Source organism: Candidatus Brevundimonas colombiensis (assembly GCA_029202665.1).
Lineage (GTDB): Bacteria > Pseudomonadota > Alphaproteobacteria > Caulobacterales > Caulobacteraceae > Brevundimonas > Brevundimonas colombiensis.
In genome coordinates, this window is the sequence record CP119326.1 from 2329268 (window position 1) to 2354130 (window position 24863).

Sequence of the window (24863 nt, forward strand, 5' to 3'; positions counted from 1 at the left end):
TGGAGTATCTCCCATGGATATGACCGCAGACCTCGGCGTCAATATCGACTTCTCCGGGCCTTACACCCTATCGATCGACGGTCGTCTCGTGGGGACCGACAGCACCTTCGACGTCTTCAATCCCGCCACCAACGCCGTCCTGGCCAAGGCGCCCCTGGGGACGGCGGACCATATGGAACGCGCGATTGCGGCGGCCAAGGCCGCTTTTCCCGCCTGGTCCGCCATGAGCTGGGACGAACGCGCCGGCTATATTGCGCGCTATGCCGATGCTCTGGACGCGCACAAGGACGAGCTGATCACGCTGCTTACGCTTGAACAGGGCAAGCCGCGTCACAGCATGGCGACCGGGGAGGTCGAAGCCGCCATCTTCTGGGTGCGGGAAACCGCCAAACGTCGCCTGGACATCGAGGTGATCGAGGATACGATCGAACACGTCGTGGAGGTCCACCATACCCCGCTAGGCGTGGTGGGCGCGATCACGCCTTGGAATTTCCCGGTGCTCCTGGGGCTGTGGAAGGTCGCGCCATGCCTGATCACCGGCAACACCCTGGTGATGAAGCCCTCTCCGTACACGCCGCTCTGCACGCTGCGCTTCGGCGAAATCGCCCAGCAGATATTCCCTGCCGGCGTGTTGAACGTCGTGGCTGGCGGCAATGATCTCGGGCAGCAGATGACCGAACACGCCGATGTCGCCAAGATCAGCTTCACGGGTTCGACGGCGACCGGCAAGAAGGTGATGGCGTCAGGCTCGGGCAATCTGAAGCGGATCACCCTGGAACTCGGCGGCAACGACGCCGCCATCGTATTGGCCGACGCCGACTGGGAAGCGATCATCCCGGTGCTCTTCTGGGCGGCTTTCGGCAACTCGGGCCAGTGGTGCATCGCCACCAAACGCATCTACGTCCACGAGAGCATTCACGCGGCGTTCGTCAAGGCCTTCGTCGCCTTCGCCAAGACGCAGAAGGTTGGTGACGGCATGTCTGCGGACACCGACCTTGGACCGATCCAGAATCGGATGCAGTACGGCAAGCTTCTCGACCTGTTCCGCGACGTCAAGGAGAAGGGCTATCAGGTGGCGTTGGGCGGGACGATCGACGAGAGCCTCGCCGGCAACTTCGTGCCCGTAACCATCATCGACAACCCCCCGGAGGACAGCCGCATCGTTCAGGAAGAGCCGTTCGGCCCGATCCTGCCGATCCTGTCATTCCAGGATGTCGATGAGGCGGTTGCCAAGGCCAACGACAGTCCTTTCGGCTTGGCCGGCTCGGTTTGGGGACGGGATCGCAACGCCGCCATCGCGGTCGCGAAACGTCTTGAGACCGGCACGGTCTGGGTCAACGAGATCCATATCCATGGCGTCGACATTCCGTTCGGCGGGCACAAACAGTCCGGCATGGGGGTCGAGAACGGCCAGGAAGGTCTGGCCGAGTTCACCAACACCAAGACCTATATGTTCCACAAATAGGGCATCGAATCGGGAGGATCATCGAGCCGCAGCCGTCGCTGCGGCTCATCCTTCTTTGGCCGTTTCTTGAAGCCGTAAAGCAGCCGACGCTGCCAAAAGGCGCCGTTTCGAAACGATGCAAGCGAAGCCCAAGCCGTTGAGGGCTCTGGGCCGTCGGGAGAGGGGCGCGCGGCATGTGGTAGCCCCATGTCCTTACGCAGCGGCGAGGCCGCGCAGACGCCCGCGATCAACAGGACGCCGTCGTCAACGACAGTGTGATGAAGGCGGGGTTCACCAGCGCGCCTGAAGCATCAGGCCGATGACGCGCGGATCGCCCAGCACGGCCTGATTGGTCTCTTCGCGATTGTAGCTCAGATACTGCTCGTCCAGCAGGTTCTTGCCATAGATATAGGCGCCCCAGCGTTCGGTCTCGTAGCCGACGCGGCCGTTGACCAGCGTGCGACCGCTGACCTTGCTGCTTTCCTGGGTGAAGCCGGTATTGGTGAAGACTTCCGAGCGATAGTTGGCGTTGAAGTTGGCCACGAAACCCGCGCCCCAGCGGTAGTTTCCGCCCAGGGCCAGGGTCCAGCGTGGGGCATAAGAGAACTCTGAGCCGCTGAGGTTGCTGGAGGCGCCGCCCACATTGGTGACGAACTCGTCGAACTTGGTGCGCGAGAAACCGACCGACGTGTACCAGTCGAAGGCAGAGTTCAGGCGGTGCGAGGTCTCGACTTCAAATCCGTAGAGGTGCGATTTTCCAGCGTTGACGGTATTGTAATCGTACAGGTTTAGGCCGAAATTGACGGACACCTGCTGGTCCTTCCAATCAACATAATAGGCGTTGGCGTTGACGGTCAGAGCGCCGTCCAGCCATGTCGATCGCAGCGACGCCTCGTAGTTCCAGGTATACTCCGGATCATAAGCGAATACCTGGGACCGCGCGGTGTTGGCGCTGGAACCGCCGGAGCGATATCCGCGCTGCACCACGAAACCGGCCTTCATGTCTGGCGTCAGGTCGTACAGCAGGCCGAGTTTCGGCAGGAAGGCGTCGAACTCGCGCCTGGCCTCGGGCGTGGCCGAGCCGGCCTGGGACACAAGGCTCGCGACCCCGGCGTTGATGCCTGCGACAGCCAGGTAGAGGGGCGAGCCGACTGCGCCATAGCCGGCGGGGTCGGGATAGGTCCCGGCAAAGACGGCCGACTGGGTGACCTGGGTCGTGTTCTCCTCGTGGTCCCATCGGAAACCGCCCACGACCGACAGGCGATCGGTCAGGTTCCATTCGCCGTCGCCGAACAGGGCGTAGGTGGTCACCTGGGTCGGGAAGTCTGCCGCATAGTTGACGGGAATGACGGGAAGCGCCTGGCTATAGAGGTTGGCGACGAAGCCTGCCGTCGTGGCATCCAGGCCGTTCGACTGCAGCAGGGCTGAGATGGTGTTGACCGGCGTCTGCACGTTGGTGCGGCTGGCCGAGTTCGCCTGTTGATCGCGGTTGTAATAGAAGGCCCCGAGCAGGCCGTGGAGACGTTCGCCCCGATAGTTCAGCCGCACTTCCTGCGTCAGGGTGTCATAGTCGTAGTCATTATAGCCGTAGCCGATGGCCGCGGCCGTGCCGTCGCCGTCGTATTGCTGGAACTGCTGGATGTCGCTCCACGAGGTGACGCCGGACAGGGTCAGAGTGTCGGACAGGACCTGATTGAGTTCCAAGGTCGCCATGTCGGTTTCCACATGGCTCAGATTGGGAGTGTCGGAATAGGCGCGGCGCTTGTCGTAGAAGTCCGGCACGTCAGTATTGGTGTAGGAGAACAGATAGCCGCCATCGCTTTCGAACCGGGTGTAACCCAGTCGGGCCTCGAACCCGGGCAGGCTCTTGGGCGTCCACAGCAGCCGGCCGCGAACTGTCAGACTGTCAGTCGGATCTTCGGGCGCGTTGAGGGTCTCGTTGTGCGTGTAGCCATCGCTGTCGCGCTTTTCGGCCGAGAGGCGGAAGGCCAGTTCATCCGCGATCAGAGGGCCGCCGCCCGCGACTGCGAAGGCCGTCTCCTGCGGATCGGCGACGATGGCGCGGCCGCGCAGATCCCAATCGAATGTCGGGTCGATCGTTCGCATCACGACCGCGCCGGCCAAGGCGTTCAGCCCCTGAAGAGTGGATTGCGGCCCGCGGAAGATTTCGATCTGGCGCATGTCCCAGGCGTCGGTCGGTCCCGAGAAGGTGACCGAAGGGGGCAGGGGGGCGCCGTCGACATAGATGGTGGTTAGGGCTGCATCGCCGCCTCCCGAAACGCCCTGGTTATTGACGCCGCGGATGGTGAATCCGGCGTGGCCGTAGGTCTCGGACAGGTTGGCGGTTCGCTGGAAGATTTCGCCCAGCGTCTGGATGGCTTCCTGCTCGACTTGCCGGGCGGTCACGACCCGGACGCTGGTCGGGGTGTCCTGCAGCGATCGGTCGGTCTTCTCGCCGGTGACGATGATCTCCTCAAGCGAGGCCGTCTGCCCTTGCGTCTGATCTCGCGTCTGAGCAACGGCAGCGCCTCCGCCTGCCACGACGACAAAGAGTGCGGCCGACGACGTCAGCAAACGATTACGCGACATTTTGTCTTCCCCGAGTATCCCGGAGGCGGCGTTAGAGGGGGTAGGAATGCAAGTCAATCGCAATATGTGGTTGGCCCAGACCCTGGACTGCAGAGGGAAGGCTGACGGTTCTCACATCCGGGCGGAAGAGGAAAAAGCCCAAGGCGCTTTGGCATAGGCAAATCCTACACGGCGAAATAGTTGATATTGAGTCGCAATAGCTTTACTGCGGCGCTTCTTATAGGAGTATCGAATATGGGCCGTTCTCCCCGACTGCTCGCCGCAGGTGTATCCGCGTTGGCGATCAACTTCTCGTTCGGGGTCGTGCAGTCCCTGGCGCAAACCTCGCCCGATCCGACTGTTGACGCCGATGCTGCATGGAAAGACACGACGCCGACCGTCGTCGTAACCTCATCACAGGCGACGCCCGCCTATCGATTGGGTGATCGCCTGAATACGGGTGCGAGCGTATTTGACGAGGTTAGCATCAGGGACCGCGCGCCGGGTACGGGCGACGTCCTGCAACTGCTTAAGTTGAACCCGGGCGTGCAATTCACCACTGAGGAAGGTCACGCTACCCGCGACACTCTGCGGGACCTGCTGCCCAGCGAGATTTCGATCTCCGGCGGCCGCCCGACGGAAAACTTCTTCATCCTCGACGGAGTTGGAGTGAACAACCTGATGGAGACCGGAACGAGCAATAGTACGCTCGACTTCGACTGGGTCCGCAGCGCCAGCCCCCAGACGATCTGGGTCGATGCCGATCTGATCGGATCGCTGACGGTGCTGGATTCGAATGTCTCCGCTGAGTTCGGTCGCTTCGGAGGCGGGGTTGTCGAGATCAAGACGCGCGAACCCTCGCGACGTTTCGGCATGCAGGTCGGATACAGCATGACCTCTGACGACATGGCCCGCTATCATCTATCGCCCAGCTACACGAGCACGATCGTACGGGAGCAACCGCGTTTCGATCGAAGGCGCTGGAACGTGTCGGCGGACTTGCCGATCAACGAGACCATGGGCCTGCTCGCCTCCTATTCCCGGTCTCAGGCGACGACCTACAACAACTGGTCGGCCAATCTGACCGATATTGGAGATGAGCAGTTTGACCAGACCAATGTCAGCGAGAGCTATCTGTTGAAATTCGCCTGGGAACCGCATGGCGACCTCAAGCTGACGGCCCAGGTCACCCACGCGCCCTATTCGAATGTCATCGTTAGCTCCTCCGGCATCAATACCCTACAAGACAATCACGGCGGCGGAACGACCGCTCGACTGGGCGCGAGTGGGGGGCGCGGTGCCGCCGACTGGGGCCTGAATCTGAGCTACGCCATGTCGGATGCCGATAAGGACGCCGCCGACTGGCGCTATGATGTCCGTGGCGGGCTGGAGCCCTGGTGCGGGGGCGCCATTACGGTGACCTGCACTAACGGTTATGTAGGCGCCATCAAGCAGCGCCAGAACGACCTGGCGCTCGACGGCTCTTGGAGCCAGCCGTTCCGCGGCGGTGATCTGCGGCTCGGATTCGCGATTTCGGACGTGGATGCGGAAAAGTCGCGCCGCGACGGCGGGGTCTATGCCTTCACAGGAACGACCGCAGTCATAAACCAGGCGACCGGACCGTTGACGTTCTGCCTTTCGGCGACTGACCCCAGCTGCGTCGAGGGGCGATACGCCTACAACCGCAAGACCGTCTATCCAGCCTACCATGCCCAGGTGTCCCTGCAGACCTATGGAATGTGGGCGGAGTACGTCAGGGACTGGCGCGGCTTCGACGTCAGGGCAGGCTTGCGCTACGATTATGAAAGCTTCCTCGGCAACCATACCTTGTCGCCGCGCCTGTCTATCGCCCGCGAGTTGCCGTGGTGGGGGATCAACGCCACCCTGGGCGTGAACCGTTATTATGGTCGCAGCTATCTGGGCTATGCGATCCGCGAAAAACTCACCGACACCATGCAGTACAGCCGCACGTTCACAACGGTGAGCGGACGCCGGGTGTGGTCGCCGGACTGGGTGCTGTCCTCGGTGACGCCGACGACCAAATATAGCGGCCAGGATCTCGATACGCCCTACAGTGACGAGGTCTCATTGGCCCTGACTGGCGACCTGTTCGGCGGCCAATGGCGGGTTAGAGGCGTCTATCGCGATAGCCACGACCAGTTTTCACGCTCGCTGGTATCGACATACGTGCTGATCGACGCCCTCGGCGCCTCACGAAATGTCAACAGCTATAAGATGACCAATGGTGGCTCGAGCACCTACGAAAGCGGCAGTCTTGAGTATGTCTTGCCGTTGAATCGCCATACCTTCAGCTTCAGCACCAACTGGTCTGACACCAAGAGCAGCGCCAGCACATTTTTCGATACCCCCGACGACGACCTCGCCGGCTCGACGATGGTTCTTTTCGAAGGCCAGATCATGAGCCTGGCCGATCTGTATCAGGATAACCAGCGCCGGGACTTCGCCGCGCCGTTCATGTTTAACGCGGACTGGCAGTCAAAATGGATCGACAACCGACTGAGCATCACGGTCGGTGGTCGCTATCGCGGCGACTTCAATCGGATCGAGGCGTCCGGCGCCTATCAAACGGTCGAAGGGACAAGGTACCGAATCTACGACGTCGTCCAATACCATTCTTCGATCGATCTGAACGCGAACATCTCCTATGCCCTGCTCAGCGGCGACTACGGGGTGACGCTGGAAGCGCGGATTGCCAATCTGCTAGACAAGATACCAGACCGCGATGCGACCTATTCCAGTCAACCCTGGCAACTGGGCCGGAGCGCTTGGGTCGGCGTACGTGTCCGTTACTGATGAGCGCCTCATTGGTCGGCGGGCCGGTCTTCCACTCCGGCGCTCACGACCCCTGAGCAACTCGTCGCTGATCGTCGTATACACGGTCGGCAGATGTTTGGTGGAGCAGGTGCAGTATCCAGCGACTGGAACAGCCGGGCGCGCGTATCTCAGGACGGCAGCGGCCAGGTGCTGGGCGCGGGCGCCGCCCCAACAGAGGAGCGTTACGTCGTCACGGTTCTCGCCTGGATCAAGCGCCACAAGCGTATGATCTCCGAGGTTCGAACAGGGGTTGTAACGCTTCGGCTCATTCTTGATCACAGCGGCGGGGTGCGCGACATTCTGTTGATACGCAGCAGCGGCTCCCGGCCTCCTGATACGACCGTCGTCGACCAGATTCGCAATAGCCAGCCGTGTCCACGCCCCCCGCCCGGCACGGCCAATTTACGGTGAACATCGACTATCGGTCCATCCCATGATCTCGCGCCTGGATATTCGAACGGCCGGGGTGGCGGTCTGCGTCCTTCAGGTACTGTCATGACGCAGTATCGCCGACTATCGCGAGGCAGCTATAAATAGAATGTTAGAGCGTACGGCAGCGGCCCTTTCATAAAGGAGAACTGCCGCGCAGAAAGACTTCAATGATGACGCCTGGTAGCGCAACCTTCGCACTTGTCACCAAGACGAATACCACAAAGCGTGGGAGCTCATGGGTCTTCACCACCAGCGCGGCGGAAGCGGTGGGATTCGAACCCACGGACGGCTCACACCGTCGCTGGTTTTCAAGACCAGTGCCTTAAACCACTCGGCCACACTTCCTCGCCGCATCGAGCGACAGCGGGACGCCATAGCAGGGGATGGGGGCGTTAACCAAAGCGGAAATGTCTTCGTTCATCCTGTTTTTACAACGACGGAGATGAAGGCGAGACGGATGACGGCTGGACGGTGGATGCGCGGCGCGCTGGTGCTGGGGTTGTTCTCGCTGCTGGCGGCCTGTTCCAGCCTGGGCGGCGGGCGCGGTACGGGGGGCATCCCTGTCGTCAAGGACCCCGCGCCCATCGTGTCGGGCACGATGCGGCCCTATCAGGTGCGGGGACGATGGTACACGCCCAAGGAACAGCCGAACTATGACGAGGTGGGGATGGCGTCCTGGTACGGAGACGCCTTCAACGGTCGGCCGACCTCGACCGGCGAGCGTTTCGACATGCACGCCCTGACGGCGGCGCATAAGACCCTGCCGCTGCCTGGCCTGGTGGAGGTGACCAATCTGACGAACGGGCGGCGCATCGTGGCGCGGGTCAACGACCGGGGGCCGTTTGTGGATGGACGGATCATCGATCTGTCGCGGGAGGCGGCGGATGAGCTGGATATGCGACGTGACGGCGTGGCGCGCGTGCGGGTGCGCTATCTGGGCCAGGCGCCGCGCCTGGGCGGCGGGACGGTGCTGAGGGCCGAGGCGACGCGGGCGGCCGAACCGCAGTCGGTGCAGATGGCGGCGGTCCAGCCGGCGCCGATCCAGACGACGCCAAGGCCCTATTATGCGCCGCAACCCGCCTATACGCCGCAACCGGCTTATGCGCCGACGCCGCAGGTCGCAACGGCGCCGGTCGTCCCGATCGGCGGGTCTTATTGGGTGCAGGCAGGCGCGTTCCGCGATCCGGGCGCGGCGCGGCGAATCGCGGACCGGCTGGGCGCGCGGGCCAAGGTGGACGAGGCGGGCGGCGGATACCGCGTTCTGGTCGGACCCTGGATCGATCAGGCGACGGCCGAGAGCGCGCGTCAGGCGGTCATGGCGCGCGGATATGCCGACGCCCTGTTGATATCCGGCGGCTAAGGCTTGCCACCCGCGCTGCGGACGCCATTAGTGCGCCCGTGACCCGTGGACGTTTCATCACTTTCGAGGGCGGCGAGGGCGCCGGCAAGTCGACCCAGGTCGGGCGGCTGGTCGAGCGGCTGAACCCTGTGCTCGGCGACCGGCAGGTGGTGCGCACGCGCGAACCGGGCGGGTCGAAGGGCGCCGAGGTGATCCGCAATCTGGTGGTAGCCAACGAGGCCGAGCCGTGGTCTGCCATGACCGAGACCCTGCTGATGTATGCGGCCAGGTCCGATCATCTGGAGCATACGGTGCGACCGGCCCTGGCGGCGGGCGACTGGGTGGTGTGCGATCGGTTCGCCGATTCCAGCCGCGCCTATCAGGGGGCGGGCGGCGGCGTGGCCCAGAGCTTCATCGAACAGATCGATGCGGGCGTGGTCGGGACCGATCAGCCGGACCTGACCCTGGTGTTCGATCTGCCCGTCGAGGTCGGGCTGGAGCGGGCCTTCGGGCGCGGGCTGTTCGAGACGCGGTTCGAAACCAAGGGGCTGGCGTTTCATCAGCGGCTGCGGGAGGGGTTCCTGAAGATCGTCGAAGCCCATCCCGAACGGTGCGTGCTGATCGATGCGGTCGGATCGCTGGATGAGGTCGAAGACCGAGTCTGGCGGGCGGTTCAGGATCGGCTGTTGTGAGCGAGGATCATCCGCGCGACCGGTTCGACCTGGTCCCCGATACGGCGGCCGAGGCCGCGTTTCTGGACGCCTGGGAGCGCGGACGGCTTCACCACGCCTGGCTGCTGTGCGGGGTTGAGGGCGTGGGAAAGGCGACCTTCGCCTATCGCGCGGCGCGACGGCTGCTGGGGGCGGCGGCGGATCCGGGGCGGGGGCCGTTGGGGGCACGGCGGGACGACCCGGTCAGCCGGCTGATATCGGCCCAGGCCCATCCCGATCTGCTGGTGCTGGAACGGCTGGTCGAGGGTGGCAAGATCAAGAAGTCGATCTCGGTCGATCAGTCGCGCGAGCTGCCCGAGTTTTTCTCCAAGAGCCCGTCGCAGGCCCAGCATCGGGTGGCGATCATCGACGCCGCCGACGACCTGAACATCAATGCTGCCAACGCCTTGCTGAAGGTTCTTGAGGAACCGCCTGAGCGGGGCGTTCTGTTCCTGGTGACCCATGCGCCGGGGCGGCTGCTGGCCACGATCCGCTCGCGCTGTCGGCGGTTGAGCTTTCCGATCTGGACGCCGGATCGGCTGGAGACCCTGGTGCGCAACCGGACGGGGGTGGAGCGCGAGGACGCGGAACATGCGGCGGCCATGGCGGGGGGATCGCCCGGCGCGGCCCTGGCGCTGGCGTCTGGGGCGACCTTCGAAATGGATCAACTGGCGCGGCGTTGGGTCGAGGGCGACATCGACCGCGCCGAGGCCCTGGCCGTCGCGGACAAGTTCCGGGGCGCCGAGGGGCAGGAACGGTTCGAGGTGTTGATGGATCGGCTGATTTCGGCGGTGAAGATGCGCGCGCTGGACGGCGGGTCGGGCGGCCATCGCTGGGCCGATCTGTGGGAGCGGCTGCAACCCCTGCCGGAGCGGACGGCGGGTCTGAACCTGGATCGTGGCGACGTGCTGGCGGGCGCCCTGGCCGACATTCGGCGGGTTCAGGCGCAGCAGGAGCGGATGGGCTGATGCTGATCGACAGCCATGTGAACCTGCACGCCCCCCAGTTCGACGAAGACCGCGACGAGGTGATCGCGCGGGCGCGGGCGGCGGGGGTCGGCCTGATGGTCGAAATCTCGGACAGGCTGACGACCTTCGAGGCGACGCACGGGATCGCCATGGCTCATGACGACATCTGGTGCACGGTCGGGGTCCATCCGCACGAGGCGAAGGATGCGGCGGACCTGAAATCGGCGACGCTGGTCGAACTGGCGCAGCGACCAAAGGTGGTCGGGATCGGCGAATGCGGGCTGGATTTCCACTATGATCTCAGCCCGCGCGACGTTCAGGCGGCGGTGTTTCGCCAGCACGTCGCGGCGGCGCGGGAAACGGGCCTTCCGCTGGTGATCCACACGCGCGAGGCGGATCAGACGATGGTGGATATCCTGCGCGAGGAATACGCGGCCGGGCCGTTCAAGATGTTGATGCACTGCTACACAAGCGGGGCTGAACTGGCGAAAATCGCTGCGGAAATGGGAGCGTGGTTCTCGGTGTCGGGCATCGCCACCTTCAAGGCGGCCGAGGATGTGCGGGCCGTCATCCGCGACATGCCGGGCGACCGGATCATCGTGGAGACCGACTGCCCCTATCTGGCGCCCATACCGCACCGGGGGCGGCGCAACGAGCCGGCCTATGTCGGCCATGTGCTGGACAAGCTGGCCGAAATCCGGGGCTGGAGCGCCGATGAGGCGGACAGGCGCACGACCGAGGCCTTCTTCGGCCTTTTTGACCGGATACCGAGACCGGCATGAGTTTCGAGGTCGTCATTCTGGGCAGCGGGTCGTCGGGCGGAGTGCCGCGCGGCGACGGCGACTGGGGCGTCTGTGATCCGGCCGAACCGAAGAACCGGCGCACGCGCTGTTCGATGCTGGCGCGCAAGGCTGGGCCGGACGGTGTGACCAACATCCTGATCGACACCTCGCCGGACCTGCGCGAACAGATGCTGTCGAGCGGGACCAGACACGTCGACGCCGTGCTCTACACCCATGACCACGCCGACCAGACCCACGGGATCGACGATCTGCGGACCTTCGCCGCACGGGCGCGAACGCGGATTCCGGCCTGGATGGATGAGGCGACGCGGACGTCGCTGACGCATCGGTTCGACTATATCTTCGAGACCAAGCTGGGCTATCCGCCGCTGCTGGACGCGCGGACCATTCCGCCGCACGGCGTGCAGTGGTCGGTCGAGGGGGCGGGCGGAACGATTCCGGTCACGACCTTCGATCAGACGCACGGACCGATCCGCTCGGTCGGATACCGGCTGGGCGACATGGCCTATTCCAGCGATGTGTCGGACCTTGACGAGGCGGCTCTGAAAGCGGTGGCGGGCTGCCAGCTTTGGATCGTGGACGCCCTGCGTTATGCGCCCCATCCGACCCATGCCCATCTGGATCAGGCGCTGGAATGGATCGCCGCCGCTCATGTAGAGCGGGCTGTGCTGACAAACCTGCATATCGACATGGATTACAAGGTGTTGTCGGCGCTTGTTCCGTCGAATGTCGAGGTCGGGTTCGATGGCTGGAGCGCGGTCGTCGGCTGACGGTTTGTCTCTACAGCCGTCATCCTCGGGCTTGACTCGAGGATCGAATGATCCGCAGCCAGCGTATCTAGACAGGCACAGCGCGAGCGACGCCTGATCCTCGGGTCAAGCCCGAGGATGACGGAAGGGGCGAGTAGGCCGGGTTCAGTCGCTTCCCGCCTTATGGCCCTTCCAGTCGAACAACTCTTCCAGCACCTGAACCGCCTGGCCGCGTTCGGAGGTCAGGTCGGGGTCGCGATTCAGGATTAGGCGGGCGTCGTCGGCAGCGGCCAGCATCAGGATGCGATGGCGGATGGGGTCCGCGAAGCGGTAGGCGGGAAAGCCGCTCTGTTTCAGACCCAGCGGGTCGCCGCCGCCGCGCAGGCGGAAATCCTCTTCGGCGATGACGAAACCGTCTTCGGTGCGCCGCAGGGTCTCCAGACGTTCCTTGGCCGTCTCCCCGAGGGCCCCGTCCTGGCCGCCATAAAGCAGGATGCAGGAACTGGCCTTCGATCCGCGACCGACGCGGCCCCGGAGCTGGTGAAGCTGGGCCAGGCCGAAACGGTCGGCGTGTTCGATGACCATGATCGAGGCGTCGGGCACATCGACGCCGACTTCCACAACCGTGGTGGCGACCAGAACGGGGATGCGGCCGTCGGCGAAGTCGGCCATGACGGCTTCGCGCTCGGCGCCGGGCATCTGGCCGTGGGCCAGGCCGACCTCGACGCCCAGCAGGCGGCGCAGATCGTTGGCGCGGTCGACGGCGGCGGCCAGGTCGATGGCTTCGGATTCGGCGACCAGGGGGCAGATCCAATAGGCCTGGGCGCCGCCGTCGATGGCGGTCTTCAGCCGGGCGGCCACCTCGCCGATGCGGGCCAGCGGCAGGACAGCGGTCGTGACCGGCGTGCGGCCGGGCGGCTTTTCCATCAGGCGACTGACCTCCAGCTCGCCGTACTGCGTCAGCTCCAGCGTGCGGGGAATGGGGGTGGCCGACATGGTCAGCAGGTGGACGGCGCCCAGGCGAGGGTCGCCCTTGGCCTGAAGTCGCTGGCGCTCATTGACGCCGAAGCGGTGCTGTTCGTCGATGACCGCCAGGGCCAGCCGGTCGAAGCGGACGGCGTCCTGGAATAGGGCGTGGGTGCCGATGGCGACCTGGGTCTGACCCGAAGAGAGTGCGGCCAGTTTCTCGCGCCGCTGGCCGTTGGTGTCGCGGCCGGTCAGAAGCACCGACGTCACGCCGGCGATCTCCAGCAACGGGCCAAGCTTTTCATAATGCTGGCGCGCCAGGATTTCGGTCGGGGCCATCAGGGCGGACTGGAAACCGCTGGCGGCGGCGTCGGCCAGGGCCATGGCGGCGACAGCGGTCTTGCCCGAGCCGACGTCGCCCTGAAGCAGGCGGCCCATCTGTTTGCCGCCGGCCAGATCGCGACGGATTTCCGCGATGGCCTGGGCTTGGGCGTTGGTCAGTTGGAAGGGCAATGCCTCAAGCAGATGGTCGGACGCCGCGCCGGGCGCGATGACGGGCGCGGGCTTGATCTCACGCGCGCGGCGACGGCGGGCCAGGGCCAGTTGATGGGCCAGGAACTCGTCATAGGCCAAACGCTGACGGGCGGGGGCATCCGGCGACAGATCCGGTTCGCCGACGGGGGCGTGAAGCGAATCCAGCGCGGCGCGCCAGGACAGCCAGCCCTGTTTCTTCAGCCAGGCGGCGTCCTGCCATTCGGCCAGATCGGGGGCGGCGGGCAGGGCGGCCTGGACCAGTTTTCGCAACTGGCGCGAGGTCAGGCCCTGCGTCGCCGGATAGACGGGCTCGGAGGCGGGGATATCGGCCGCCTTATCCGCTGTGACGATGTCCGGATGGACGATCTGGACCTCGCCGTTGAACCGTTCGACCTTGCCCGAGACCAGCCGCGTTTCGCCGCGCGGCAACAGACGGTCGATATGCTGGGCCGAGCCGCCGAACCAGACCAGATGGACGAAACCGGTGGGGTCCGTCGCCCGCACTTTCAGCGGGGCGCCGGGGCGGCTGGGCACAAACAGCCGGTCGATGGCGACTTCGAATACGCCGACCTCGCCGTCCACGGCGTTTGCGGCCTGCATCGGTCGGCGGACGATGACGCCCGATGGCGACAGGAAGACCAGATCGCGCACCAGCGGACCGGCGACCTTCTGCACCAGGGGCAGGGCGCGCGGGCCCACGCCCTTCAGGGTCGAAACCTCAGCGAACAGGGGAAAGAGACTCGGCGGGCGCATCGCCGTGAACATAGCGTGACCATGACGGGTGGCGAAACAGGGCGAGGAACGCTATCTGCGCTTCTTCCATTTCGGGTGCGTTATCGCTCGCCGCGCGGCGGATCGCTGCTTGAGCGCACCGGCATATTCAACGGGCAAGGATTCTTGTGGCCGAAATCGACGCACGCCCCGAAGGCGAAATGACCCCGGAACGCCGCCAGCGGCTGGGCCGGATCCAGTTCCGCTCATGGCGGCGCGGCTTCCGCGAAGCCGATATGGTGCTTGGGCCGTTCTCGGACCAGGTGGCGCCGACCCTCAGCGACGCGGAGTTGGACGAGTATGAGCGGCTGATCGCAGAGGAGGACCAGTGGCTCTATGGCTGGATCATCGAACGTGATCCAACGCCGCCGGAGTTCGAAACCCCGGTGATGGCCAAGGTCCGCGCCTTCATGCGCGCCCATGTCTCTGCCGAAGTCAGCAAGGGCATCGGTTGATGGATCAGCAGGTGATGCGGACCGACGCCGACCTGGGCGGCGCGCCTGAGGGCCTGGACGCCCTGATCACGGCCGGGCGGTTGACGGCGGCGGGCGGCGTCGGCCTGTTCGTCGCGCGGGATTATCAGCGGTTCGGCGCCTTTGTTCAGGCGTTTCAGTTCTTCTCTCAAGATATTGAAGTGCTGGAATATCCGGCGTGGGACTGCCTGCCCTATGACCGGCTGAGCCCGACGGCGGGCATCGCGGCGCAGCGGATGGCGACCCTGACGCGACTGGCTCAGCGCAAGTCGGGCGACGCCCCCGTGCTGGTCGTCACGACGATTTCGGCGGCCATGCAGCGGACGCCGCCTAAGGCCGTGACGATGCAGGCCGGGTTCGACACCAAGGTCGGACGCGACCTGGATATCCAGGCGCTGGAGCGGTATTTCGCCGCCAACGGCTATGTCCGCGCCTCCACCGTTTCGGAACGCGGAGAGTTTGCGGTGCGCGGCGGGGTGGTGGATGTCTATCCGCCGGGCTTCGCCGAGCCGGTCCGGCTGGACATGTTCGGCTCCGAGCTGGAATCGATCCGCACCTTCGATCCCGAAACCCAGCGGTCGACGGGCCAGATGAAGGCTGTTTCGCTGGCGCCGGTGTCGGAGGCCCTGTTGGACGCCGAGGCCATCTCGCGGTTCCGCACCGGCTATCTGAACCTGTTCGGCGCGCCGGGCGATGACCCGCTATATGCAACGATCAGCGAGGGTGCGCGGCGTCAGGGGATGGAGCAGTGGCTGCCGCTGTTTTACGAGACGCTGGACACCCTGTTCGACTATCTGCCGGATCAGGCGCAGGTCTTTCTGGACAATCAGGTCGAGACGGCGCGCGGCGAGCGGTGGGACCTGATCGCCGACGCCTATGAGGCGCGGGCCGAGGCGGCGAAGGCCAAGGGCGGCGCGGTGGCCAATCGGGCCTTGCCGCCGAAACAGCTCTATATGGACGCGGGCGACTGGAACCAGGCGCTGGCGGGCCGCGCCGTGCGGCGGTTCACGCCGTTCTCCAACGGTGGAGAGGACGCCGGCGGGCGGTTGGGCCGGACCTTTGCGGCCGAGCGGGCGCAGGACAGCGTCAACCTGTTCCAGGCGGTGGCCGATCACGCCCAGGCGTTGAAGGCGGACGGGCGGCGCGTGCTGTTCGCCAGCTGGACCGAAGGCTCGTCCGAGCGGCTGGCGACCATGCTGTCCGATCACGGTCTGGATCACATCGTCGCCGTGCGCGACTGGAACGACGTCCAGAACGCGCCAAAGGACCTGTATCTGCGCGGAGTCCTGCCGGTCGAGCACGGCTTCGTCACCGACGACGTCGCGGTGATCTCCGAGACCGACATCCTGGGCGACCGGCTGGCGCGGCCGCGCAAGAAACGCCGCGCCTCGAACTTCCTGGCCGAGGCTTCGGCCCTGACGACTGGCGACCTGGTGGTCCACCTGGATCACGGCATCGGTAGGTACGAGGGGTTGAAGACGCTGGATATCCAGCAGGCGCCCCACGACTGTCTGGAGTTGATGTACGCCGGGGAGAGTAAACTGTATCTGCCGGTCGAGAACATCGATCTTCTGACCCGCTATGGCTCCGATTCCGAAGGGGCGCAGCTGGATCGGCTGGGCGGGGCGGGCTGGCAGGCGCGCAAGGCCAAGGCCAAGGAGCGGCTGCGCGCCATGGCCGAGGGGCTGATCGCCCTGGCCGCCAAACGGGCGCTGCGCGAGACGGAGGCCGTCACCCCGCCGCCGGGCCTGTTCGCCGAATTCTGCGCGCGCTTCCCGTATGAGGAAACCGATGACCAGCTGAACGCCATCGGCGACGTGCTGGAGGACCTGGGCAAGGGCGTGCCGATGGACCGCCTGATCTGCGGCGATGTCGGGTTCGGCAAGACCGAGGTGGCGCTGCGGGCGGCCTTCGTCGTGGCTATGACGGGGCAACAGGTGGCCATCGTGGCCCCGACGACCCTGTTGGCGCGTCAGCACTACAAGACCTTCACCGAACGGTTCGCTGGCTGGCCGGTCAAGGTGCGGCAACTGTCGCGGATGGTGACGGGCAAGGAGGCGACGGAGACGCGCGCGGGCCTGAAGGACGGCTCGGTCGAGATCGTGGTCGGCACCCATGCGGTTCTGGCCGAACAGGTCGGCTTCCGCGATCTGGGCCTGGTGATCGTGGACGAGGAGCAGCATTTCGGCGTCAAGCACAAGGAGAAGCTGAAGACGCTGCGCGCCGACGTGCATCTGCTGACCCTGACCGCCACGCCGATCCCGCGCACGCTGCAGATGGCCCTGACCGGTATTCGCGAAATGTCGATCATCGCCACGCCGCCGGTCGATCGTCTGGCGGTGCGGACCTATGTGACGCCGTGGGACCCGGTGCTGGTGCGCGAGGCCCTGCTGCGCGAGAAATATCGCGGGGGTCAGGCCTATTATGTCGCGCCGCGCCTGAAGGACCTGCCGGACATCGAGAAGTTCCTGCGCGAGCAGGTCCCGGAGGTGAAGTTCGTCGTCGGCCACGGCCAGATGAGCGCGACCCAGCTGGAGGAGGTGATGAGCGCCTTCTACGACGGGGAATACGATGTGCTGGTCTCGACCACCATCGTCGAGAGCGGGCTGGATATTCCGACGGCCAATACGCTGGTCGTCCACCGCGCCGACATGTTCGGCCTGGCGCAACTGTATCAGATCCGGGGCCGGGTCGGGCGGTCCAAGGCGCGGGCCTTCGCCTATCTGACCACCGATCCGATCAAGCCGATGACCCTGTCGGCCGAACGGCGGTTGCAGGTGCTGCAGTCGCTCGACAATCTGGGGGCGGGTTTCCAACTGGCCAGCCACGACCTGGACCAGCGGGGCGGCGGCAATCTGCTGGGCGACGAACAGTCGGGCCACATCCGCGAGGTCGGCGTCGAACTGTATCAGCAGATGCTGGAGGATGCGGTCGCCGAGCTGAAGGAGAAGGGCGAGGGCGTTGCTGTGGATCGCGGCTGGTCGCCGTCGATCAATGTCGGCGCTTCGGTCCTAATTCCAGAGGATTACGTGCCGGACTTGAACGTGCGTCTGAGTCTTTATCGCCGTCTGTCGGACGCCGAGCAGAGCGAGGATCGCGAAGCCCTGGCCGCAGAATTGATCGACCGCTTCGGGCCGCTGCCGGACGAGGCGCAGCAACTGCTGAAGATCGTCGGCATCAAGTCGAACTGCCGCCGCGCCTGTATCGAGAAGATCGACATCGGGCCGCGCGGGGCGGTGCTGACTCTGCGTGACAACAGCTTCCCCAACCCGGTCGGGCTGGTGGGGCTGATCCAGAAGAACCAGGCTTTCTGGAAGATCAGGCCGGATCAGAAGATCGTGGTGTCGGGCGACTGGCCGACGGCCGAGGATCGGCTGAAGGTGGCCGAGCGGATCACCGCCGATCTGGCGCGGGTGGCGGGGGCGTAGGCCTCCGCAACTGCCGTCATCCTCGGGCTCGACCCGGGGATCGTGTTATGGGGCTTGCCGTGCGTCGCCCCAAACGCAATGCGGCGGACCATCCGGCCCTCGGGTCAAGCCCGAGGGTGACGGCCCCTGTTCCTAGCGCGTCTTTTCGTACAGGTCGGCGGAGGCGCGTTCCAGCAGGACGGCGGCGCTCTCGTCCGGCCGCATCTCGGCGGCGCCCACGTCGAATTCGGCGACGAACGGCGAACGATCCGACCCGGCGTCGAAGGCCGTGCAGCCGATGACGGCGGCGATTCGCTCGGCCGCCAGGCGCGCCGGCTCGGCATGGGTGGCGGGCAGGGCCAGGGCGAAGACCTCCTTGGCCAGCCGCGCCGGCGTGTCCTCAACGCGGACCAGGCGCGAGACCATGGCCCCGATCTGGGGCATGGCGCGGTCCAGCCAGCCGCCCTGGCGCGCCCAGGTGACGGCCTCGGTTTCCCGCACCCGCAGGACGCACACCGACAGGGGGCGTTTGCGCGCCCGCGACGCCTCGGCCACACGCGCCAGATGGCCGGCGAACAGTTCGGGGGTGAACAGGCCCGTCTCGGGGTCCATCAGTTCCAGGCTGCGGACCGAATCCAGCGTCTTGCGGATGCCCAGGTGGGTGCGGTGGGCGCCGGCCAGGGCCAGGATCCGTTCGGCCGTCTCGCCTTCCGGCGTATCGACCGAGGCGACGTCGGCGAAGCCGCGATTGAACAGTTCCGACAGGCTGATCTCGTTCTTGCCCCGCAGATAGAGCATCAGCGGGATATGATAGAGGCGGGTGTTGCGCTTCATGCCCGCCGCGATGGACAGGGCGGGGGCGTGATCCTGGGCGCCCCACAGGACGGCGGCGTCGAAGGGGCTTTCGTGCAGATAGTCGAAGGCGGTGTAGGGGGTAGGGGCGGCGATCACCTCGACGCCCGCGGCGGTCAGCGCGTTGGACAGGGCCAGGAAGCGGCGATCGGCCACCCCGGCGGCCAGAACGCGCAAGGGGCCGTCGTCACGGGGGCGGGCGTCCAGCGCCACGCCGCGCGTGGCGAAGGTGGCGACCCGCAGGCGGAACTCTTCCTCGGCGATGGCCGCGCGGCCCAGCTGCTCCAGCCGAAGCGCCGCCTGGGCCGGGTGGGGCGGAACGGACATGGTCATGTCGGCGCCGCCGATGCTGTCGGGCCGAGCCCCGATCACCAGAATGGGCAGCCGACGCGGTTCGGCCGCCGCGCGCAGGCGAAGGGCGACGTCCTCGTCCAGGCCCTGGATGTCGATGACGGCCGCCTCCAGCGGGAAGTCCTTCAGCGTCATCTCGCCTGAGACGACGTCGCGCGCCGTCACCGTGCGCCATCCCAAGGCGTCCAGCCCGGCGGCGAGCGGCCCGATCCGGCCGTCATCAGCCGCCAGGATCAATACGCGCGCGTCGAAAGCCAAGCCGTTCGTCTCCGTAAGCCGTCGCACCCCAGCCGGGCGCGGCGCGGGCGGACCATAACGAGCAGGGTGTTAAGGATGCAATGTCGTGATCCGTCGGAGCGCGGCGTGATCGTGGAAAGACCGTCCTCACGCGGATGAGACTTTCGTCGACGACGGAATCCGCTAGGTTCCGCCGCTTGCAGTAACGGTTGTGGGGACCGGCTTGAGCGACCAACTGACACGATCGGTGCTGAAGGCGCCCGGATTCTGGGGGGGGCTGGCCGTCAGGGCCTTCACCCGCAGTTGGGGGCGCGATGTCATGCTCTATACTGGCGGGGTGTCGTTCTTCGCCCTGCTGGCGGTGTTCCCGGCCATCGCCATCCTGATCGGTTTCTACAAGCTGGGTCTGTCGATCAGCGAGGTCAGCGCCCAGGCGGCGGCGCTTTCCGACCTGTTGCCCAACGCGGCGCAGACCATCTTTCAGGATGAGATCGCCCGGTTGAGCAACGCCTCGGCGCGGACCGTCTCGGCCCAGAGCGCCTTTGCGTTGTTCGTCGGCGCCTATGCCGCGCATCGTGGGTTCAAGGCCTTGCTGGCGGGGTTGAACCTGATCCATGATGAGACGGAGCCGCACGGCTTCTTCAAATTCAATCTGCTGGCCTTCTTCGTCGCCGTCTTCGCCTTCGCCCTGTTCACCGTGGTGTCGGGCGCGGTGGTGACGGTGCGTATCCTGGCCCATGCGTCGTCCGCAGCGGCGGCGCAGGAACGCGCCCTGGCGCCGCTGGACGCCTTCCTGCCCGCCATCGGCCTGATGATCGGGATGACGCTGCTCTATCGCTACGCCATGAGCCACCGCACGCCCGTCGCCTGGTTGCCGGCGTCTGTTGGTGGTCTGGTGGCGACGCTGATGTCGGTGGTGTCGTCCTGGCTGTGCGCCATCTATGTCGAGCAGATCGCGCCGCTGGGGGCCACCTATGGATCGGTCGGCGCGGTGGTGGTGCTGCTGATCTGGCTGTCGTGGAACGTCAACGCCATCTTTTACGGCGGCGCCTTCGCCACCGAGATGGAGCTGGCCGCCAAGAAACAGGCGGAGCAGGAGACGGCGCCGGCCAGCGTGGTCAATCTGTCGGAGCGCCGGGCCAGCCGCCGGTCTCGATCATAAGACGCAAAAACCCGTCCGCCTCTTCGATGGCGACGACCTTTCCGCCCTTCTGAGACATCAGAAAAGGCACGTCGATTCGGGCCATCGGGTCGGTCGCCAGCAGGACGAAGCGGGCGGCGGGGGCCGCCTCCTGCATCGCCTTCATCAATTTCAGGCTGGGGACGGGGCAGCGATGGCCGCGCGCATCGACGACGACGGGGACGCTCACCCCAGTCGATCCGCCAGCAGGTCCAGCGCCACGCGCACACTGGCCAGGCGCACGGCGTCGCGGCCGATGTCGCCGAACCGCATCTCTCGGTGGACGACGCCCGATGGGCCGTAAGCCGCGAAATGGACCAGGCCGACGGGCTTCTCAGCCGATCCGCCGCCGGGACCGGCAACGCCTGTGACCGAGACCGACACCTGCGCCCTGGAATGCGCGACAGCGCCCGCCGCCATGGCGCGGGCCGTCGCCTCCGACACCGCGCCGTGGCGGGACAGCGTCTCTTCGGGCACGCCCAGCATCTGCATCTTGGCGGCGTTGCTGTAGGTGACGAAGCCGCGATCCAGGGCGGCGGACGATCCGGGAACGGCGGTCAGGGCGGCGGCGACCAGGCCGCCGGTGCAGCTTTCGGCGGTCGCCGCCATCAGGCCGCGTTCGGCCGCGGTTGCGACGATCTGTTGCGCCAGGCGCTGGATGTCTTCGGGGAACATGGTCTTTTCATAGGCCGCGAACCCGGCTCTAACCAGAGGCATGACCGAGGCCCTCGAACCGTTGCGCCCCGTCGGCCGGACGGCCGATCCCCTGGCGCCTATCCTGTTCGCCGTGGCCATCTTCACCTCGGCCTGTCTGGTCTTCGTGGTTCAGCCGATGGCGACCAAGCTGATCCTGCCGACGCTGGGCGGGTCGCCGTCGGTGTGGAACGCCTCGATGGTCTTTTTCCAGACCGCGCTGCTGGCGGGATACGCCTACGCCCATCTGCTGCAGCGTCTGGCCAGTCTGAGGGCGCAGGTGGCGGCGCATCTGGCCCTGCTGGCGCTGGCGGCGCTGTTCCTGCCGCTGAGGATCAGCGGGGTGTTCGGCGATCCCGATGCGGGGCAGCCGGCCCTGTGGCTCCTGGCCACATTGGCGGTTTCGATCGGAGCGCCGTTCGCCGTGCTGTCGGCGACCGCGCCGCTGTTGCAGGCTTGGTACGCCCGGGTGCGGGCCGGTCAGGCGGACGGGGCCAATCCCTACGTCCTCTACGCCGCGTCCAACCTGGGCAGTTTTCTGGCGCTGTTGGCCTATCCGGTCCTGATCGAACCCCTGGCCAGCCTGTCGGGCCAGCGGCTGGGGTGGAGTCTGGGCTATGGTCTGTTCGTGGCCATGGTGATCGGCCTGGGGCTGCTGGTCTGGCGTCGGCGCGAGGTGGGGGCGGCCGAGCCGGCGCCTCTCGCCGTCAGCGCGCCCATCGCCTGGCGCGAAAAAGGGATGCTGGTGCTGCTGGCCGCCGCGCCGTCCAGCCTGATGCTGGGGGTGACGGCGCATCTGACGACCGATGTGGCGTCGGCGCCCTTCCTGTGGGTGATCCCGCTGGCGCTGTATCTGCTGACCTTCGTGATCGCCTTCCAGACGCGGCCGGCCGTTCCGCCGGTCGTCGCATTGGTGTTGCAGGGCGCCATGGCGGCGGCGTGCGCGGCCCTGATCGCTTTCCGCACCGGCGAGTGGCTGCTGGTGTTCACGGTCAATCTGGCGGCCTTCTTCTTCACGGCCCTGATGTGTCACCAGCGGCTGGCGGCCAGGCGGCCGCCGCCGGATCGGCTGACGGAGTTCTATCTGCTGCTGTCGTTGGGCGGGGTGGTCGGCGGGGCCTTCAACGGTCTGGTCGCACCCATGGTGTTCAACATGGTCTGGGAATATCCGCTGGTCCTTGTCGCGGCGGCCCTGCTCAGGCCCTGGAGCCGGCGCGAGATTCGGCCTTGGGAGATCATGTGCGGCGTCGCGGGGGTGGTGATCGCCTTCCTGGGGCCGGTGTCGATGGAGGCGGTGCGCTATGCGCCCGATATCCGCGCGGCCGTGCCGGATGCGCAACTGATCCGCATCGCGCAGGGCGTCCTGGGCGTCGCGGCCCTGTTCGCCTTCCTGGTGCGGGATCGGGCGGTGCTGTTCGCCGTTGTGCTGGGGGCCATTGTCTGGTCGGGATATCATCTGGCCAGGGGCTACGACTGGGAGCTGTCGGAACGCAGTTTCTTCGGGGTCATGCGGGTGGCCCGGATCGACGATCCGCTGATGGGCGGTCCGGTCCATGTGTTGATGCACGGCACCACCTTGCACGGGGCGCAGGCGCAAGGTCCGGCGCGGCGTTGTCAGCCGACCCTGTATTACGCCACCGCCACGCCGCTGGGTCAGGCGATGCTGCAGACGCAGGCGCGTCATCTGGACGGGGCGCGGGTCGGGGTGGTGGGTCAGGGATCGGGCGCCATGGCCGCCTATAAACGTCAGCAGGATCGGCTGACCTTCTTCGAGATCGATCCGATGGTGGATCGTTTGTCGCGCGACCCGCGCTGGTTCAGCTTCATCGACGGATGCGCCGATGGGCCGGTGCGGACCGTGATCGGCGACGCCCGACTGACGATGGACCGGGAGCCGGCGGGATCCTATGACCTGCTGATCATCGACGCCTTCTCATCCGACGCCGTTCCGACCCATCTGCTGACGGTGGAGGCGGTCAGAGGCTATCTGCGGCTGCTGTCGCCGGACGGGGTGGTGGTGCTGCATCTGTCGAACCGCAATCTGGAAATCACCCGGCCCGCCGAGGCGGCGGCGCAGGCGTTGGCGGTTCCGAACCTGCATCAGGTCTATCTGGAGAAATCCGGGCAGGGACAAATGGCCGAAGCCTCGACCGAAGCCCTGCTGATCGGCAAGAGCGAGGCTGCCGTTCAGCCCTATCGCGACGACGGCCGCTGGCGCGCGCTGGACAAGACTGACGTTCGTCCGTGGACGGATGATTACGTCAATCTGTTCGGTTCGCTGGTGCGTCAGATGCGCTATTCGCGCTGACGGACAGGCATTTCGACGGCGACCACGGCCTGGGCGGCCAGCCCCTCGCCACGGCCGGTGAAGCCCAGTCCCTCGGTCGTGGTCGCCTTGACGCTGACGGCGTCCAGCGGCAGGTCCAGCAGGGCGGCGATGCGGTCGCGCATCGCCTGGCGGTGCGGTTTCACCTTGGGATGTTCGCAGATCAGGGTGACGTCCACATTGACGATTCGCCCGCCGCGCTGGGCCGTCAGTTCGGCGGCATGGATCAGGAACTGATCTGACGACGCGCCCCTCCATTTCGGATCGGTCGGCGGGAAGTGGTCGCCGATGTCGCCGGCCGCGATGGCGCCCAGGATGGCGTCTGTCAGGGCGTGAAGCCCGGCGTCGGCGTCGGAATGGCCGATCAGCGTCCGATCATGCGGCACCTCGATCCCGCACAGCCAGACCGACCCGCCCGGCCCCCAGCGGTGCACATCGTAACCCGAGCCGATGCGGGTCTGATAGCGGGGGGCGTCTTGCGTCAGCAGGGCCTCGGCCATGGCGAAATCCTCGGGGAAGGTCAGTTTCAACAAGCGGGGATCGCCGGGGACCAGGATCACGCGCCCGCCCGCGCGCTGGACCACCATGGCCTCGTCGGCAGGGGGCTCGGCGTCCGGCCAGTCGGAATAGGCGCCCTCGATCACGTCGCGCCGGAAGGCCTGGGGCGTCTGGGCGCGCCACAGATCCTCGCGGGCCACCACCTGGGTCATGGCGCCATCCTGGGCTTTGCGCAGGCTGTCGGCGACGGCCACGGCGGGCAGGGCGCCGTCCGCCGTCTCAAGAGCCGCGACCAGGCGGCCGATGATTTCGGCGCTCAACAGGGGCCGCGCCGCGTCATGGATCAGGACGGGTTGCTCCGGCGCGCAGGTCAGCGCGGCCAGACCCGCCCGCACCGAATCGGCGCGGTTGTCGCCGCCGGCGACGACGCGCCAGCCGGTCAGGCCGTCCAGGACCGCAGCAGCGCGGTCTTCGGCGCCAGGCGCCACGACCACGATCAGTTCGGCGGCGCCGGCGTTCAGCATCGCCTCGGCCGACCAGCGCAACACCGGCTTGCCGCCCAGCAGTCGCCACTGTTTGTCGCCGCCGGCGCGCGAGCCGGAGCCGGCCGCCACGATGATGCCCGAAAAAGTCATGGCGGCCTTGATAGTGCGCCCCGCGACGCGGCGAAACCATCAATCGGCCCCGGTCATGCTTGACGAAGGGGGGCGTGATGCTGCGAAAGGCG

The 24863-nt window shown here is 66.2% G+C and carries 17 protein-coding genes and 1 tRNA gene; 11 read left to right on the top strand and 7 right to left on the bottom strand.

Annotation, left to right across the window (positions count from 1 at the left end; all coding sequences use genetic code 11):
• The first annotated feature begins 13 nt into the window (after positions 1-13).
• Positions 14-1465, top strand: a complete 1452-nt coding sequence (locus P0Y50_11340) for an aldehyde dehydrogenase family protein (GenBank protein ID WEK39137.1) — start codon at positions 14-16, stop codon at positions 1463-1465.
• A gap of 270 nt (positions 1466-1735) precedes the next feature.
• On the opposite strand, the gene P0Y50_11345 is transcribed toward P0Y50_11340, so the two are convergent.
• Positions 1736-4033 carry a TonB-dependent receptor gene (locus tag P0Y50_11345; GenBank protein WEK39138.1) on the bottom strand — a complete coding sequence of 766 codons (2298 nt, stop codon included), beginning with the start codon at positions 4031-4033 and terminating at the stop codon, positions 1736-1738.
• 234 nt (positions 4034-4267) lie between these two features.
• Here P0Y50_11345 and P0Y50_11350 point away from each other — a divergent pair, with 234 nt between their 5' ends.
• Positions 4268-6826, top strand: coding sequence for a TonB-dependent receptor plug domain-containing protein (locus P0Y50_11350; protein WEK39139.1), 2559 nt, complete (start codon positions 4268-4270; stop codon positions 6824-6826).
• A 711-nt stretch (positions 6827-7537) separates the two neighbouring features.
• Here P0Y50_11350 and P0Y50_11355 read toward each other — a convergent pair.
• Positions 7538-7624, bottom strand: a tRNA-Ser gene (locus tag P0Y50_11355).
• A gap of 112 nt (positions 7625-7736) precedes the next feature.
• Between P0Y50_11355 and P0Y50_11360 the strand changes: the two genes are divergently transcribed.
• Genes P0Y50_11360 through P0Y50_11380 form a run of 5 tightly spaced genes read left to right on the top strand, consistent with a single transcriptional unit; the run spans position 7737 to position 11869 of the window.
• Complete coding sequence (locus P0Y50_11360; protein WEK39140.1) at positions 7737-8639, top strand: septal ring lytic transglycosylase RlpA family protein; 903 nt, start codon at positions 7737-7739, stop codon at positions 8637-8639.
• Positions 8640-8677: 38 nt separating this feature from the next.
• Positions 8678-9310, top strand: coding sequence for a dTMP kinase (gene tmk, locus P0Y50_11365; GenBank protein WEK39141.1), 633 nt, complete (start codon positions 8678-8680; stop codon positions 9308-9310).
• On the top strand, positions 9307-10296 hold the full coding sequence (locus tag P0Y50_11370; protein ID WEK39142.1) for a DNA polymerase III subunit delta': 990 nt from the start codon (positions 9307-9309) through the stop codon (positions 10294-10296). Before tmk ends, P0Y50_11370 begins: the two co-directional genes overlap by 4 nt.
• The gene (locus P0Y50_11375) at positions 10296-11078 is read left to right on the top strand and encodes a TatD family hydrolase (GenBank protein ID WEK39143.1); all 783 of its coding nucleotides are present in this window, start codon (positions 10296-10298) and stop codon (positions 11076-11078) included. Before P0Y50_11370 ends, P0Y50_11375 begins: the two co-directional genes overlap by 1 nt.
• Complete coding sequence (locus tag P0Y50_11380) at positions 11075-11869, top strand: MBL fold metallo-hydrolase (protein WEK39144.1); 795 nt, start codon at positions 11075-11077, stop codon at positions 11867-11869. The genes P0Y50_11375 and P0Y50_11380 overlap by 4 nt, the downstream gene beginning before the upstream one ends.
• Positions 11870-12013: 144 nt before the next feature.
• Here the strand turns inward: P0Y50_11380 and recG are convergent, their stop codons facing one another.
• Positions 12014-14101: an ATP-dependent DNA helicase RecG gene (gene recG / locus P0Y50_11385; protein ID WEK39145.1), complete on the bottom strand. Its 2088-nt coding sequence runs from the start codon at positions 14099-14101 to the stop codon at positions 12014-12016.
• A 179-nt stretch (positions 14102-14280) separates the two neighbouring features.
• Between recG and P0Y50_11390 the strand changes: the two genes are divergently transcribed.
• Together P0Y50_11390 and mfd are read left to right on the top strand one after the other, a co-directional pair.
• The gene (locus P0Y50_11390; protein WEK39146.1) at positions 14281-14574 is read left to right on the top strand and encodes a succinate dehydrogenase assembly factor 2; all 294 of its coding nucleotides are present in this window, start codon (positions 14281-14283) and stop codon (positions 14572-14574) included.
• The gene (gene mfd, locus P0Y50_11395) at positions 14574-18020 is read left to right on the top strand and encodes a transcription-repair coupling factor (protein ID WEK39147.1); all 3447 of its coding nucleotides are present in this window, start codon (positions 14574-14576) and stop codon (positions 18018-18020) included. Before P0Y50_11390 ends, mfd begins: the two co-directional genes overlap by 1 nt.
• 132 nt (positions 18021-18152) lie before the next feature.
• Here mfd and P0Y50_11400 read toward each other — a convergent pair whose 3' ends face one another.
• Positions 18153-19460 (bottom strand): diguanylate cyclase, encoded by a 1308-nt coding sequence (locus P0Y50_11400; protein ID WEK39148.1) that lies wholly within the window; start codon positions 19458-19460, stop codon positions 18153-18155.
• 202 nt (positions 19461-19662) lie between these two features.
• Between P0Y50_11400 and P0Y50_11405 the strand changes: the two genes are divergently transcribed.
• Positions 19663-20601 carry a YihY/virulence factor BrkB family protein gene (locus tag P0Y50_11405; GenBank protein WEK39149.1) on the top strand — a complete coding sequence of 313 codons (939 nt, stop codon included), beginning with the start codon at positions 19663-19665 and terminating at the stop codon, positions 20599-20601.
• Here P0Y50_11405 and P0Y50_11410 read toward each other — a convergent pair.
• Both P0Y50_11410 and P0Y50_11415 read right to left on the bottom strand, forming a co-directional pair.
• Entirely contained in the window at positions 20558-20809 is a 252-nt protein-coding gene (locus P0Y50_11410; GenBank protein WEK39150.1) for a sulfurtransferase TusA family protein, read from the bottom strand. The genes P0Y50_11405 and P0Y50_11410 overlap by 44 nt on opposite strands.
• Positions 20806-21294 carry a CinA family protein gene (locus P0Y50_11415; protein ID WEK41568.1) on the bottom strand — a complete coding sequence of 163 codons (489 nt, stop codon included), beginning with the start codon at positions 21292-21294 and terminating at the stop codon, positions 20806-20808. The genes P0Y50_11410 and P0Y50_11415 overlap by 4 nt, the downstream gene beginning before the upstream one ends.
• A gap of 40 nt (positions 21295-21334) precedes the next feature.
• Between P0Y50_11415 and P0Y50_11420 the strand changes: the two genes are divergently transcribed.
• Positions 21335-23620 carry a fused MFS/spermidine synthase gene (locus P0Y50_11420; protein ID WEK39151.1) on the top strand — a complete coding sequence of 762 codons (2286 nt, stop codon included), beginning with the start codon at positions 21335-21337 and terminating at the stop codon, positions 23618-23620.
• Here P0Y50_11420 and P0Y50_11425 read toward each other — a convergent pair.
• Entirely contained in the window at positions 23608-24771 is a 1164-nt protein-coding gene (locus P0Y50_11425) for a bifunctional 2-C-methyl-D-erythritol 4-phosphate cytidylyltransferase/2-C-methyl-D-erythritol 2,4-cyclodiphosphate synthase (GenBank protein ID WEK39152.1), read from the bottom strand. The two genes, P0Y50_11420 and P0Y50_11425, sit on opposite strands and share 13 nt — an antisense overlap.
• Positions 24772-24863: the final 92 nt, after the last annotated feature.

Excerpts from the sequence above, each read along its gene's own strand:
- mfd (WEK39147.1), top strand. The coding sequence starts at position 14,574 with ATGGATCAGCAGGTGATGCGGACCGACGCCGACCTGGGCGGCGCGCCT.
- recG (WEK39145.1), bottom strand. The coding sequence starts at position 14,101 with ATGCGCCCGCCGAGTCTCTTTCCCCTGTTCGCTGAGGTTTCGACCCTG.
- P0Y50_11375 (WEK39143.1), top strand. The coding sequence starts at position 10,296 with ATGCTGATCGACAGCCATGTGAACCTGCACGCCCCCCAGTTCGACGAA.
- P0Y50_11425 (WEK39152.1), bottom strand. The coding sequence starts at position 24,771 with ATGACTTTTTCGGGCATCATCGTGGCGGCCGGCTCCGGCTCGCGCGCC.
- P0Y50_11390 (WEK39146.1), top strand. The coding sequence starts at position 14,281 with ATGACCCCGGAACGCCGCCAGCGGCTGGGCCGGATCCAGTTCCGCTCA.
- P0Y50_11380 (WEK39144.1), top strand. The coding sequence starts at position 11,075 with ATGAGTTTCGAGGTCGTCATTCTGGGCAGCGGGTCGTCGGGCGGAGTG.
- P0Y50_11350 (WEK39139.1), top strand. The coding sequence starts at position 4,268 with ATGGGCCGTTCTCCCCGACTGCTCGCCGCAGGTGTATCCGCGTTGGCG.
- P0Y50_11345 (WEK39138.1), bottom strand. The coding sequence starts at position 4,033 with ATGTCGCGTAATCGTTTGCTGACGTCGTCGGCCGCACTCTTTGTCGTC.
- P0Y50_11340 (WEK39137.1), top strand. The coding sequence starts at position 14 with ATGGATATGACCGCAGACCTCGGCGTCAATATCGACTTCTCCGGGCCT.
- P0Y50_11420 (WEK39151.1), top strand. The coding sequence starts at position 21,335 with ATGACCGAGGCCCTCGAACCGTTGCGCCCCGTCGGCCGGACGGCCGAT.
- P0Y50_11415 (WEK41568.1), bottom strand. The coding sequence starts at position 21,294 with ATGTTCCCCGAAGACATCCAGCGCCTGGCGCAACAGATCGTCGCAACC.
- P0Y50_11360 (WEK39140.1), top strand. The coding sequence starts at position 7,737 with ATGACGGCTGGACGGTGGATGCGCGGCGCGCTGGTGCTGGGGTTGTTC.